The organism is Ralstonia insidiosa (genome assembly GCF_008801405.1).
GTDB classification, from domain to species: Bacteria; Pseudomonadota; Gammaproteobacteria; order Burkholderiales; family Burkholderiaceae; genus Ralstonia; species Ralstonia insidiosa.
On the sequence record NZ_VZPV01000002.1, the window covers coordinates 1164045 to 1177497 of the forward strand.

Below are 13453 nucleotides of genomic sequence, written 5' to 3' on the forward strand. Positions count from 1 at the left end.
TAAGAAGTGGCCCGTTTGCTTTGGTGCTTACCGCTTGATGTCGGTCAGGTGCTTCATGACGCCTTCGTAGCGGAACTTGTGGATCGGGCGATCCATCGACTGCATTTCCTGCAGCTGCACCGCTTGCGGACGCAGCGAGCCGGTCGGCTTCACCGCCTGCGCAGCCAGCGTGGCCACGGCAGGCTGGAAGTTCTTGATACCGACGATCTGGTCGTACTGCGCTTTGGTGATCAGCTGCGCGTTGTACAACTGCGTGGCATCGCCTGCGATGTTGGTCTTCGTGGCGTCGGTGGTGATGGCACCGGCCTGCGCCAGCAGGTTGCTCCACAGCGTCGGGCTGTAGTTGGTCACGTAGTAGTCCAGGCCCGACGGGTTGGCCAGCACGGCCGAGCACGTCGGCAGCGTGACCTGCGCGGTCTGCTGGTCCAGCACGATGGTCTGCGTCTTGCTGAAGTTGTCGCCATACGCCAGCGTGAGCGGCACGTTCCACTGGTAGCCGGAGTACACGTTCTTGTTCGGGAACGCGCGCTGCGTGATGGTCAGCACGTTCTGGTTGGTGGCCGGGTTGCACTGCGCATCAATGGTGACGAGCGGCAGGCCCGTCTGGCGCACGAAGCTGTCGCCCACCTTACTGACCATACCCGCGGGCTTGCCGCTGGCGGCTTCCAGTTCTGCCCACAGGCGCGGCGGCGTGCCGTTACCGAACTTGTACTTGTTCAGGTAGCTCTGCAGGCCCTTGCGCATCGCGTCCTTGCCGATGTAGTTCTCCAACATCTGCAGAACGTGGCCGCCCTTGTTGTAGGCAAAGCTGTCGAGGAAATCCATCGAGCCAGCATCGCTCAGGTTGTGCTGCACCGGCACGGCCGTCGGCTGTAGATCCAGCGTGATCACGCGCTGCTTGACCGCCGCATAGTTGGCCCACGTGTTGCCCGGAAACTCGGGGTGGATGGTGATCTTCGTGACGTTCTCGAACCAGTTGGCGAAGGATTCGTTCAGCCAGATGTCATCCCACCAGTCCAGCGTGACCAGGTCACCAAACCATTGGTGCGCCAATTCATGCGATACCACCACGAACGAGCGCCCCTTGCCCATCGAGTGGACGGTCGTGGGCGCACCCTCGGGCGGCACCAGCACCTGATCGGCAAACTCGAAGATGGCGCCCCAGTTCTCCATGCCGCCAAAGCCGGCGTTCTTGTTGTTGTAGCTGTCGTTGGCGACGATGGTGTCCATCTTGTCGAACGGCAGCGGGATCTGGAAGTAGTTGTAGTAGTGGTTCAGCGCTTCCTTCGTGAACTGCATGCCGGCCACTGCGGAGTGCGCCTCGCCAGGTGGTACCCACCAGCGCAGGCGCATGCTGCTGCCATCCAGCGGGTTGGTGAACTTGTCTTCCAGAATGTCGAACTTGCCGCCGCCGAAGAACAGCAGATAGGCCGGCATCGAAGGCGTCTTGGCAAACGAGACTTGCTGATAGCCATCCGGCAGCTTGGTCGCGCCGGTCTGCTTGCCGTTGGCCACGGCCTTCCAGTCGCCCGGGATTTCTGCCGTCACCTCAAATGTGTTGCGGAAGGCGGGCTCGTCCCAGCTCGGGAACCATTCGCGCGCAAAGTTGGATTCGCCCTGCGTGACGATGGCATCCGAGCTTTCCCCCGTAGCGGCCTGCAGGCCCAGCTTGAAGATGCCCTCAGCCTTGGTGAAGTTGATCGTGCCCGTCCACTCCATGTGCAGCACGTAGTTGCCGGGCTTGATGTCGGCGGTCGGGTCGCGCAGGTCATAGAAGGCACCTTGTGATTGCGGAATCGGCACCAGCACGCGCGACGGGCCGTTGCCCGAGGTAGGCGTGAGCGTCAGGCGCGAGGCGTCGAGCTTCAGGTCACGCACGGCCAGCGTAACTGCGCCGGTCTGCTTGGTGACCTTGATCTCCACATCGGCACGGCCTGAGAAGCTGTTGAGGTCTGCGCTGGGGCGGAACCACAGCTTGTAGTTGACCGGCTTGATGTAGTCCGGCAATTCCACGGGCGGTACGGATGCATCCACCGCCGGTGCCGGTGCATTGATGTTGCCGGTATTGGCATTGCCCTGCTGCTCTGAGCCGTTGGCGCCGAGCTTGCCGCCTGCAGGGCTGAGCGTGTCGTCTCCGCCGCCGCCGCAAGCCGCCAGAATCATCATTGCCGCTGTCGCCTGGGCCACTAGGGCGAGTTTGAACGTGCGACGTGTGTGACGGTCGCCTGCGCCGCTGGTCGCTGCGCCGTTGGCATATGTCGCGGCCGTACGACGGGTGGTGGTCGAATCCCGCATTGCCTTTCTCCTCAGATGGAAACGAATCGGCAGCCCAGGGCTCGAAAAGATTTGGGGGGAAGGACCGCCGAATCAGGACAGGAATAATCCCGCAGTCGCAGGACATAAACGACGACATGGCGTGACAGTGTCGTCACAGCCCTGCTCAGGGATGCACGGATTCTGGAGGAAAAGTTCTCTGAATCGAGACGAAGTTTTTTAATTCACATGCGGCAATCAATTGCCCGATTTCTTGTAGTTTTTGACCCGGGGGAACACGTTCCGACGGGGTCCTCTTGGGGGCCACATGCGAGTTTTGCAAAGTGCGTTGAAAAATCGAAATGAAGCGCGCGCTTCTTGCATGTTTCGTAAAGATGGGGCGGCGCTTTATTACAACGTTAGATAAAGAAAAACTGTACGCGCAGCGCCTGTCGATAATGCGGAATAAAAACACACTGAATATAGTCTGACGATTAGCTGACGGCGCTTGGGGGGCTGTCGTCATGCAGGAGTAATTCTTCCGGATGAGGCAAGCATCGCGCGCGGCGGTGCGCAAAGCCTGTACGCTCGCAACGTTGGTTAACTCGTTCTCTTGGTTGAGCGTTTCATGCAATCCGCGTCCGATAGCGTCAGCAGCCCGGCTGCCGTCGGAGTCGATCTGATCGACTTCTTCGATGTCACTCCCACCTCGCTCTGGCTGGAGGACTACAGCGATCTCCATCGCCTGTTCGCCAAATGGCGTGAAGCCGGGGTGACCGACCTGCAGCGCTTTCTGGAAGAGGACGTATCACGCGTGGCGGCGTGCTCGGCCTGCATCAAGGTGCTACGCGTGAACCGGCGCACCCTGGCGATGTACGCTGCCCAGGATACCGATCAGCTCACCGCCCGCCTGGCAGAAGTGCTGCGCGACGACATGCTCGAAGCCCATGTGGGCGAGCTCGTGCAGCTCTGGTCTGGCAGTCCGTCATTCGAGAGCCGCAGCGTCAACTACACGCTCGACGGCCGACGCCTCGACATCCTGCTCAAGGGCGTGCTGCTGCCCGATCACGATCAGCCGTGGGACCGCGTGCTCGTGGCCGTGGACGACATTACCGAGCTGGAAGACGCCCGGCGCCGCGTCGCCGCCAGCCAGCTCTATGCGCAGGGCGTGTTCGAGCACGCCCCCGTCTCGCTGTGGGTGGAGAACTTCAGCATCATCAAGGCGCTGCTGGATGAAGTGCGCGAGCAGGGCATCTCGGATTTCCGCACCTTTACCGATGTGCACCCCGAGTTTGTCGAGCGCTGCATGCAGGAGATCCAGGTGCTGGACGTCAACGGCTTCACCCTGGAGATGTTCAAGGCGCGCAACCGCAACGATTTGCTCAGCCGCCTGCCCGAAGTGTTTCGCGACGACATGCGCCCGCACTTTCGCGAGCAGTTGATCGACCTGTGGGAGGGCAAGCTCTTCCAGCAGCGCGAGGTGGTCAACTACGCGCTGGACGGCAACCCGCTGAACATCCACCTGCAGTTTTCCGTGTTTCCCGGGCGCGAGAAGGATTGGAGCAAGGTGCTGCTGGCCCTGACCGACATCACCGCGCGCAAGAAGGCCGAGTCCTACCTGGAATACCTCGGCAAGCACGACGTGCTGACCAAGCTGAAGAACCGCTCGTTCTACGTGGACGAGGTCAACCGGCTGGAGCGCAAGGGGCCGTTCCCCGTGACGGTCATCATGATCGACCTGAACGACCTGAAGACCGTCAACGACCAGCTCGGCCACGCCGCGGGCGATGCACTGCTGCGCCGCGCCGGCGAGGTACTCGGCAAGGCCGTTGACAAGCCGTCATACGCGGCACGTATCGGTGGCGACGAGTTTGCGATACTCATGCCCGGCGCAGACGCGCATGCCGGCCAGACGCTGATGGAAAGCCTGCGCAAGCTGGTTGAGTTGAACAACCAGTTCTATTCAGGCTCGGTGCTTGGCTTTTCGATGGGCTGTGCGACGTGCCACGAGGCTGGCCATCTGGAAAGCGCCCTGCGCGAGGCCGATGCCGCCATGTACGAAGACAAGCGCGTCCAGCACGAGGGCGGGCGGCCAGCGTAGGGAAGTGGGGCACGAGCGTCAGAAACTCCAGGCGATGCCCGCGCGCAACGTACGTGGTTCGGCGGGGTGGATGTGGTGGTCCTGGATGCCGGTCGGCACGCCGTCGGCATCAACGGGTGACGGCTCCCCCTTCAGGCGCGACGCATAGTAGTAGTCGATGTCGTTTGCGCGCTTGTTGAACACATTGAGCACCTCCACGAACACGCGCACATCCTTGCGGATGCGATAGCCCGCCTTCAGGTTGACCAGGAACGACGACGCCGAGCGCACGCTGTTGTCTTCAATTAGCGGGCGCGGGCCGAAGTAGCGCAGCCGCGTGCCCAGCGTCCAGCGGCCAGCCACCCAGGACACGCCTGCCGATGCCGTGGTTTGAATGGCTTCGGGAATGGTGTCGCCCACCGCCTCGTGGTCTCGGTACCGGGCGCGCGAGAACGCCGCATCGGCATCGACAATGAGATCGGGCCGGGGCGTGTAGTACGCGGCCAGTTCAATGCCCGTGCGCTGGCTCGGGCGGCTGGGCTCGGTGGTGCCGCTGTCACCCGAGAAGACCAGCTCCGAGCCAATATCCAGCCGCCACAACGATGCCGAGAGCTGCAGACCCGGCAACACATTGCGCGTGCGTATGCCGGCCTCATACCCAACCGCCGGCACCAGGACGCTCACCTTCTGCACCGGGCTACCCGTGCTCGGGTCGACTGTGGTGGTGGCGCCGCGCACGTCGTTGCTGTGGTAACCGCGTCCCCAGTTGAAGAACACATCAGTCTGCGTGGCGGGCGAGAGGATGAGGCTCAGCTTGGGGCTGAGGATGTGGTCGGAGCCGCGTCCGGCGTTGCTGGGGTTGCTGCTGCCCACGTTGTACCAGTACTGCTCGGCGCGCAGGCCGGCCACGGTGCGTAGCCAGGGTGTCCACTGCGTGCTGTTGCGTGCGTAGAGCGCGGTGCTGGTTTCGTTCACGGTGTCGCTGCGTACCAGTGCATACGGCGTGCGTGCTTCGGTCTGCGACAGGCTGATCGGGTCCAGCCGGTCATAGCGGACTTGCGTGCCGATCTCGGTTTCGCTGTCGCGCCCGGCCAGGGTGCCGAACCAGGTGCGTGCCGCGTTGGCGCCTGCTGTGGTGCGGTTCTCGAACTGCATGAACTGGTCGGCGCGCTCCGGGTTGGTCAGTGCGTAGGTGAAGTTGGAGAACAGCGTGAGCCGGCTCTTGATGACGTAAGCATTGGCGGTGACGGACCCTTCGCCCAGCGGCCGCAGCCAATCCGCCGACAGGCTGTAGCGCGACGCCGCACCGCCGTCCGTCGGGTCAATGGCGCCAAAGCGGGAGATCAGGCCCTGGTCAATCGCACGTTGCGGCACCTGATCGGTGGATTGCCACGCGTTCTTGTATGCCATGCCGGCAATGCGCAAGCGCTCGCCGCCGCCCAGCGGCACGGTGTAGCGCAGCACGCCGTTGAGCTTGTGCACGCCTTCGGGCACCGTCCACGGGCCGTTCTCGGTCAACCACTCAACGCCGTAGAGCAGGCTGCCCGTTGGCAAATCCGTCGACCCCGCCAGCAGCCCGCGCTTGTAGCCGTGCTCGCCAATCTCGGCTTGGGCGATGCCGTGCTGCCCATCAGGAAAGCGGTCGATGTAGTCCATGCGGACCGAACCCGCGGCAGAGAAATCGCCTTCCTCCGCAAAGTACGGCCCCTTGCGGTACGCAATGCCGTTCAGCAGCTCCGGGATGACGAAGTTCAAATCGGTATAGCCCTGCCCATGCGCGTGTGTGCGCATGTTGACGGGCATGCCCGCCACGGTGGTCGACAGATCGGTGCCGTGGTCCAGGTTGAAGCCGCGCAGGAAGTACTGGTTGGCTTTGCCATCTCCGCTGTGCTGCGTGACGATCAGGCCGGGCACCGTTTCCAGCAGTTCGCCGGGGCGCAGCAATGGGCGGTTCTCCAGCTGCGCGCGCGACACATAACCTGTATTGGCCGTGTCGACATCGGTGCGCGTGCCGCTTTGTGGTGCATGCACGGTGGTGGCATCCAGTGCCAGTTCGTTCTGTTGTGTGCCGCCGGCCATCACGGCCAGTGGTTGCAGAAGGGCGGTGCCCAACAAGGTTTGCAGCAGGCGCGGCGATCGCAGCCGTGCCGACAACGTGATTCCCATGCGCCGCATGTCGCGCAGTCTCCCAAGATGTTTGGTTGTGATGGTTGAAGCGGGTGGCGGGTATGCAAGGCATATGCCGGTCGGACGGTATCACCTGACGGGCCGCTTAGGTGGGCTGGGCTACTCGGTCTATTTGGGTGGGCAGCAACTTGTGCATGCCATGCACAAATCCTGTCGCCCAACTGGTCTGGTCCTGAACAAGGCACGCTGACAGACTGCGCTCCTGACTTTCTTCCCAGGAGCCGCCATGACCTTCCGCCTTGTCCACTTCATCAAAACGCTCGCCACCGGCATGTCGCTCTCGGCTGCGGTGGTTGCCAACGCCTCTGCCGCACAACCCAATCCGCATCCCACCATCCGCGCCATGTCGGGTATCGGCACGCTGGACCATCTGGACCCGAAGACGACCGCGCTGATCGTGATCGACTTCCAGAAGGAATACTCCACCGGAAAGATGCCGATTCCGGACGGCGCCAAGGCTGCGGAAAACGCCAAGAAGCTGATCGCGTTTGCCGACAAGAACAAGATGCCTGTGTTCCAGGTGCAGCACGTCACGCCAGCCGGCTCTGCCGTGTTTGCGGTGGACGGCGACACCGTGAAGTTCATGCCCGGCATGGAGCCGCGCACAAGCGACATCCTGGTCAAGAAGGACACCGTGAGCGTGTTTGCCAGCTCCGACATCGACAAGCAACTGAAGGCACGCGGCATCAAAACCGTGGTGATTGCCGGCCTGATGACCCACGCCTGCGTGGCCGGTGCCGCGCGGGATGCGGCGCCGCTGGGCTACAACGTCGTGGTAGCATCCGACGCCTCTGCCACGCGCGATATCACCCGTGCGAATGGCGACAAGATCAACAAGGATGACCTCCACCGCGCTGCGCTGGCCGAAGTCGAAGACACCTTCGGCTATGTCATGAAGACGGCGGAGATCGAGCGTCTGCCGCTGCGCTAATCCACTATCCTGATGCACAAAGCGGGCGCAAGCCCGCTTTTTCATTCACGCCTATGGACCAGTTGCTTGCAATGCGCGTGTTTTGCGCCATCGTCGAAGCACAAGGGTTTTCCGCTGCGGCGGAGCGCCTCGACAGCACGCATTCCTCCGTGTCACGGCAGCTGAAGAATCTTGAAGCTGCGCTGGGCGTGCAATTGCTCAACCGTACAACGCGGCGCTTTTCACTGACGGCCGCCGGGCAGCGCTACTACGAATCCTGCATCGACATCCTCGCGCGGGTGGACGCCGCCACACAGGCCATGGCACATGAGCACCAGCGTGTGGCCGGCACCTTGCGCGTGAGCGTGCCGCTGGCCATCGGCACTCTGGAGCTTGACGATTGGCTGCCGGCCTTCCAGAAGCGTTACCCCGACATCCGCCTCGATCTGTCGTGCAGTGACGAGATGGTCGACCTTGTTGCCGACGGCTTTGACGTTGCGCTGCGGATCAGCCAACCCTTGGGCGACAGCAGCCTCGTCGCGAGAACCCTGGTCGAGTCCGATATCGTGTTGGTCGCCTCACCGGCCTATCTGGCCCGGCACGGGTTGCCGGCCACACCGCATGACCTTGCCAAGCACGAGCTGATTGCCTTTTCCGGCTCGCAGACAGCCACTGAATGGGTGATCGAACCCGCGCGAGGTGAGGCAGTGCACCTTCCCCTGGAAGGGCGGCTCACGACCGATGCCATTACCGCCGCCTATTCAGCCACGCTGGCGGGCGTCGGCATTGCCGCATTTACCTGGAACACCGTGCGGCCGGCGCTGGCGCGCGGGCATCTGGTTCACGTGCTACCGGGCTGCACGCTCGGCAAGCGGTTCTATTACGCGCTCTATCCGCACACGCGCCATGTGGCCCCCAAGGTGCGGGCCTTTGTCGACTACATGAGCGAGCACTACCGCGCGCACTAGCCGGCATCCGGCGCGCCGCATCCACGCGGAATCAGACCTTTCCGATTCGCCCAACCGCAGCCGGTCGGTACATTCGCTCACGTGTCGAATTGTGACGCGGGGCCGGTCACTGGCGCTGGCGCAACCTGATTCTCCGTTTCGATTCTTCTGCACGTGAAGACGCCGTGCAGTTCGCCGCGCCTTGCCAGGCGAATGACGGCCGCCGTCCGATCGCCATCCTCGCCGTGACAGGGAGGGCGAGCGAATCCCGGGCCACCGTGGCCAACACAACCCACTCCCCACAACGCCAGCCAAAGCGCATCCCACCCATGAAGATTCCCGCCCGCGTCATCCTGTTACTGGCCTGGCTTGCACTGAGCCTGGCGGGCACGGCGCTGATCGTCTCGCGCGCTGTTTCAGAGGCGTACAACCGCTTCTTTCAGGATTCCAGCATCGCCATCCGGCAGCTCAGTCAGAAGGCCGCGCAGCACGAGGCAATCCTGGTGACGCTGGGCGCGACCCCGCTTGCCGCACCTCCGGAAGACATGCTCGACAGCCTGCGCGAGCGCATGCCCCAAGTCACCGCTATCGCCCACTGGACCCCCGGCGCCGGATGGCAGGGGGAGGGCGGCATCATGCCGATGGCCGCGCTCGCCCACGCCAACAACGGCAGGTTCGCGCTGGAATTTGATGGCATGCAGGCGTACTGGGTTGCTGCTGAGAGTGGCTGGGCGGTACGCGTTGCGCCATCGCAAATGCTTGACGCAGGGGACTGGCCAGATTCGGTGTCGTCTGCCGCGCTGCGTTTGCGCGACCACACATTCGGGTTGTTGCAACGACCCCGTTCAGATGCACAGCCGGGCTGGACGCTCCAGCTTGAAAAACACCTCCCCGTGCAGCCGCAGGCCTTCGTGCTGGACACCACGCGCACCCTGACGCTGGCCGATCTGCCTTGGCTCCCGATTGCTCTCTGGAATGCCGTTGCAGTGCTGATCGCCCTGGGCGCGGCGGGTGCATGGCGAATGCGCGAAGTCCATAGGCGCGAACACACACGGGCCCGTATCGACCGGTTTGGCCGGCTGGATACGTTTGGCGAGATGGCCGCCGGCCTCGCGCACGAACTCAACCAACCGTTGACCGCCATCATCACGCACACCCGCGCCGCAGAACGGATGCTCGACATGCCGGCCGAGCGCGACAGCGTGCGCCGGGCGCTGCAAACCGGCGTTGCGCAGGCCAAGCGGGCGGCGGCCATTCTGGATCGGCTGCGCACGGGTGTTGCATCCACGCAGGCGGGAAAACGCAGCGCTATCGACACCGATGCATTGATGAGCACGCTGCTGTTTCTGTTTCGCGATGAGCTGGCGCGCGACAACATCCACCTCGTGTGGAACAACACCGCGCCGCGCGCACAACCACTCGGCGAGCAGGTTGCCGTGGAGCAGATTCTGTACAACCTGATCCGCAATGCACGCGATGCCCTTGTGGCCGCGCCGCGCAATGGCGTGCGTGGCGAGATTCGCGTCAGCGGCAGTTGTGTCGGGCAGCGTTACCGCTTCTGCGTGGTCGACAACGGCCCGGGTGTGCCCGCCGATGTGCTGCCGCACCTGTTCGAACCCTTCTTCACGACACGTTTCGGCGGGCTGGGCCTTGGCCTGCCGTTGTGCGACACGCTTGCGCAACGCCTGGATGGCGCCCTGACCCTGCAGAACCTGCCGTCCGGTGGTGCCGAGGCGGTACTGACACTTCCACTCGCAGAGGAGTCCGCATGAAAACCACCCCCGACACGCAGATCGACACCTCCGTTGTTGCCATCGTTGATGACGATGAAGCCGTGCGCGAAGGCCTTGCGCTGCTGTTGCGCACCGTCGGCCTGCAGACCCGCTGCTATCCCGATGCCAATAGCTTTCTGGCAGACGCCGGCGACAGCGCGCTCGGCTGCGCGTTGTTCGACATTCGCATGCCGGGCATGAGCGGCCTGGACTTGCTGGATCACGTGAGCGGCCGTTACGACTTGCCGATCGTCGTCATGAGCGGCCACGGCAACATCGACTCCTGCCGCCGCGCATTCAAGGGCGGCGCGCTCGACTTTCTGCGCAAGCCCGTTGATGACGACGAGCTGATCAGCGTGGTCCAGCAAGCGATCCGCCAGCGGCGTCAGCAATGCGATGGCAATGACGACCAGCAAGTGCGGGCCGAGCGCATTGCGACATTGAGCACGCGCGAGAGAGAGGTCTTCGACGGCATCGTGAGCGGCCTCAGCAACAAGGAGATTGCGCGCAATCTCGGCGGCCTGTCGCCACGTACCGTGGAGACCTATCGCGCCAATGTGTTCGACAAGCTGCAGGTGAGGTCTGTTGTGGAGCTGGTGCGTGACTATGCGATGTTGCTGAGTCTTTCGCGCATGCAGCCGATGGCGGTATGACTTCGCCACGGTTCAGCGCGTAACGAAATTTCAGCAAGGTTAGGAGTAGTCCTATAACTCTCGTGCCAGTGCTTCATCAAAATTGCACGATTCAACGCAAGCACATCGATTGGTATGTCTCGTTCATCTTGTCAATTTCGTCGTGTCGCCGCTGCACTGGTCTGGTGGGCCGGGCTGAGTGCGAGCATCGCTCATGCCGCCGTTGTCGTTGATGGAACGCGCGTCATCTACGGCGCGCAGGACAGAGAGGTATCTGTCCGGTTGACCAACGAAAACACCGTGCCCGCACTGGTACAGGTGTGGGTTGATGCCGGCGATGAGTTGGCCGCACCGGAAGAGGCCGATGTGCCATTCGCTCTCGTGCCGCCTATCTTTCGCATGGGGCCCGGTAGGAGCCAGGTAGTACGCTTGCGTTATACGCGCGAGCCTTTGCCGCTCGATCGGGAAACCCTGTACTGGTTCAACGCGCTGGAAGTGCCGTCTGGATCTGCGGGCGGAAAGGATGACAGTGCTCTTCAACTCGCATTTCGCACGCGACTCAAGCTGATCTTCCGGCCGGTGGCGCTATCGGGGGGCGCTGCGACGGCGTTCAAGCAACTGAAATGGACGTGGGTGACCGACGGGGACGGAGCAGGTGCGGCGCTTCAGGTCTTCAACCCTTCGCCTTACTACGTCAACTTTGCTCGGATTGGCCTGAAGATCGATGGCTACGGCAAGTTGAACGAGGGCGGCATGGTTGCGCCACGTGACCAAGCCACGTTCAGGCTCAATGAGCGCAGACTCCCCGACCAACTCGGCGACACAGTCAAAGTCAGCTTTGATGTGATTGACGACTACGGTGCGGTCTGGGAGAAAGAAGCCGATCTCAGTCGGTAGAGATTGCCGACGCCTGCCTGCGATGCGGCGGCGTGACGTCCAAAGAAAGCCTGTTTTTGCGTGAAGAGCGCGGCAAAGTCAGAGCATTCTGATTGCAGCGCAGTGTATGGGTTTCGTAGGCTTGCCTGTTGCAGGCAAGCGCGTTCGGGAGGCGATGCCTCGGTTCGGATTTCCCATCTCCCGCAAGCTCAATCGCCTTGTTTGGCGTACACCTACAAGTATGAACAAGATCGCTATCGCACTGGCAGCCACGCTGGCCCTGGGCATTGCCGCTTCGGCACAAGCCGCCGACGGCACCATCACTTTTGACGGCGAGGTCCTCTCGACGAGCTGCAAGATCGACGTGGCCGGCGAAGGTGCCGCCAATGCCACCATTACGCTGCCGAATGTTGCCGCCACCTCGTTGGCAACGGCGGGCTCCCGTGCTTCTGAGGTGCCGTTCAACATCGTGGTGGGTGGTCCTGGCGCGGATGCTTGCACGCAAAGCAACGTCAAGGCGTATTTCCACAGGGGCGCCAACGTTAACGCAGCTGGCCGCCTGAGCAACACCACCGGTACCGGTCAGGCTACCAACGTGGACGTGGTGCTGATGAACAGCAAGCGTCAAGACATCAACCTGCTCGACAACACCAACTCCGAAACCATCGCCATCACCAGCGGCTCGGCCACGATTCCGCTGTACGGCCAGTACTACGCCACGGGTGCCGCGACTGCAGGTCTGGTGGACACCAGCGTTGAATACTCGGTGATCTACCCCTAATAGACCTGATCTGATGATCGCAACGGCCGGAGCTTTTGCTTCCGGCCGTCAGTGCTTTGTCTGACACCGGCTTGTTCGGGGCAATCTGCCAAGGGCGTTGTTCTGACGCACCGTGAGGCCATCGCGAACATGCATCGCCAAGTCACCTAGGCAGCCCTATGCGGATGAGCGCTGCCGGCATGGTGGCCCAGTCCATCGCATTTGCTTGCAGGCAGTACGAACCGCACCGCGATGCGACATGCGCTTGATGCGTCGTTTGGTGCAAGGCGCGGCAGCAAATTTTGAACGGCACACAGGTGCAACCCCGCGCCAACCCAAAGGTTGTGGCCATGCTGCAACGCCCAAGATTCAGAGCAATCCGATTATCGAAGGTGTCGGTTTTCCATAAAGTTGAAGACAACAGGCAAGCGCACTCGGGAGGCGATGTCTGGTGGTCAAACCGAATGCTCCCGTACCTCAATCTCATTTTTTTGCGCAAAACTATGAACAAGATCGCTATCGCAATCGCCGCTCTGGCCATGGGCGTTGCTGCTTCGGCGCAAGCCTCTGACGGCACCATCACCTTCAAGGGTGAAGTCGTTGCCACGAGCTGCAAGATCGACGTGGGCGGCACTGGCGCCGCTAACGCCACCGTTACGCTGCCGAAGGTTGCCGCCAACTCGCTGGCGACGGCGGGCTCGCGTATTGCTGAAGTGCCGTTCAACATCGTGGTGGGTGGTACGGGTGCCGACGCTTGCACGCAAAGCAACGTCAAGGCGTACTTCCACAATGGCGCCAACGTCAACGCAGCTGGCCGCCTGAGCAACACCACCGGTACCGGTCAGGCTACCAACGTGGACGTGGTGCTGATGAACAGCAAGCGTCAAGACATCAACCTGCTCGACAACACCAACTCCGAAACCATCGCCATCACCAGCGGCTCGGCCACGATTCCGCTGTACGGCCAGTACTACGCCACGGGTGCCGCGACTGCAGGTCTGGTGGACACCAGCGTTGAATACTCGGTGATCTACCC

The 13453-nt window shown here is 62.4% G+C and carries 10 protein-coding genes; 8 read left to right on the forward strand and 2 right to left on the reverse strand.

What is annotated here, in order from left to right; genetic code table 11:
* Positions 1-27 precede the first annotated feature (27 nt).
* Entirely contained in the window at positions 28-2295 is a 2268-nt protein-coding gene (locus tag F7R11_RS22080) for a M1 family metallopeptidase (protein ID WP_064807828.1), read from the reverse strand.
* Between the two features lie 586 nt (positions 2296-2881).
* Here F7R11_RS22080 and F7R11_RS22085 point away from each other — a divergent pair.
* Complete coding sequence (locus tag F7R11_RS22085) at positions 2882-4354, forward strand: sensor domain-containing diguanylate cyclase (protein ID WP_064807826.1); 1473 nt, start codon at positions 2882-2884, stop codon at positions 4352-4354.
* An 18-nt stretch (positions 4355-4372) separates the two neighbouring features.
* Here the strand turns inward: F7R11_RS22085 and F7R11_RS22090 are convergent, their stop codons facing one another.
* Complete coding sequence (locus tag F7R11_RS22090) at positions 4373-6412, reverse strand: TonB-dependent receptor (protein WP_231973410.1); 2040 nt, start codon at positions 6410-6412, stop codon at positions 4373-4375.
* A gap of 379 nt (positions 6413-6791) precedes the next feature.
* Between F7R11_RS22090 and F7R11_RS22095 the strand changes: the two genes are divergently transcribed.
* The 7 genes from F7R11_RS22095 to F7R11_RS22125 form a co-directional block, all read left to right on the forward strand.
* On the forward strand, positions 6792-7451 hold the full coding sequence (locus tag F7R11_RS22095) for a cysteine hydrolase family protein (protein ID WP_104577586.1): 660 nt from the start codon (positions 6792-6794) through the stop codon (positions 7449-7451).
* Positions 7452-7504: 53 nt separating this feature from the next.
* Complete coding sequence (locus F7R11_RS22100) at positions 7505-8398, forward strand: LysR family transcriptional regulator (protein WP_064807823.1); 894 nt, start codon at positions 7505-7507, stop codon at positions 8396-8398.
* Between the two features lie 308 nt (positions 8399-8706).
* Positions 8707-10149 (forward strand): sensor histidine kinase, encoded by a 1443-nt coding sequence (locus F7R11_RS22105; protein WP_064807821.1) that lies wholly within the window; start codon positions 8707-8709, stop codon positions 10147-10149.
* Positions 10146-10802, forward strand: coding sequence for a response regulator transcription factor (locus tag F7R11_RS22110; RefSeq protein WP_064807819.1), 657 nt, complete (start codon positions 10146-10148; stop codon positions 10800-10802). Before F7R11_RS22105 ends, F7R11_RS22110 begins: the two co-directional genes overlap by 4 nt.
* Before the next feature lie 114 nt (positions 10803-10916).
* Positions 10917-11678 (forward strand): fimbrial biogenesis chaperone, encoded by a 762-nt coding sequence (locus F7R11_RS22115; protein WP_064807817.1) that lies wholly within the window; start codon positions 10917-10919, stop codon positions 11676-11678.
* 220 nt (positions 11679-11898) lie between these two features.
* The gene (locus F7R11_RS22120) at positions 11899-12438 is read left to right on the forward strand and encodes a fimbrial protein (protein WP_170288734.1); all 540 of its coding nucleotides are present in this window, start codon (positions 11899-11901) and stop codon (positions 12436-12438) included.
* Positions 12439-12920: 482 nt separating this feature from the next.
* Positions 12921-13453, forward strand: a 533-nt coding sequence (locus tag F7R11_RS22125; RefSeq protein ID WP_064807813.1) for a fimbrial protein, incomplete at its 3' end; no start/stop codon positions are given.

Excerpts from the sequence above, each read along its gene's own strand:
- F7R11_RS22080 (WP_064807828.1), bottom strand. The coding sequence starts at position 2,295 with ATGCGGGATTCGACCACCACCCGTCGTACGGCCGCGACATATGCCAAC.
- F7R11_RS22085 (WP_064807826.1), top strand. The coding sequence starts at position 2,882 with ATGCAATCCGCGTCCGATAGCGTCAGCAGCCCGGCTGCCGTCGGAGTC.
- F7R11_RS22090 (WP_231973410.1), bottom strand. The coding sequence starts at position 6,412 with ATGGCCGGCGGCACACAACAGAACGAACTGGCACTGGATGCCACCACC.
- F7R11_RS22095 (WP_104577586.1), top strand. The coding sequence starts at position 6,792 with ATGTCGCTCTCGGCTGCGGTGGTTGCCAACGCCTCTGCCGCACAACCC.
- F7R11_RS22100 (WP_064807823.1), top strand. The coding sequence starts at position 7,505 with ATGGACCAGTTGCTTGCAATGCGCGTGTTTTGCGCCATCGTCGAAGCA.
- F7R11_RS22105 (WP_064807821.1), top strand. The coding sequence starts at position 8,707 with ATGAAGATTCCCGCCCGCGTCATCCTGTTACTGGCCTGGCTTGCACTG.
- F7R11_RS22110 (WP_064807819.1), top strand. The coding sequence starts at position 10,146 with ATGAAAACCACCCCCGACACGCAGATCGACACCTCCGTTGTTGCCATC.
- F7R11_RS22115 (WP_064807817.1), top strand. The coding sequence starts at position 10,917 with ATGTCTCGTTCATCTTGTCAATTTCGTCGTGTCGCCGCTGCACTGGTC.
- F7R11_RS22120 (WP_170288734.1), top strand. The coding sequence starts at position 11,899 with ATGAACAAGATCGCTATCGCACTGGCAGCCACGCTGGCCCTGGGCATT.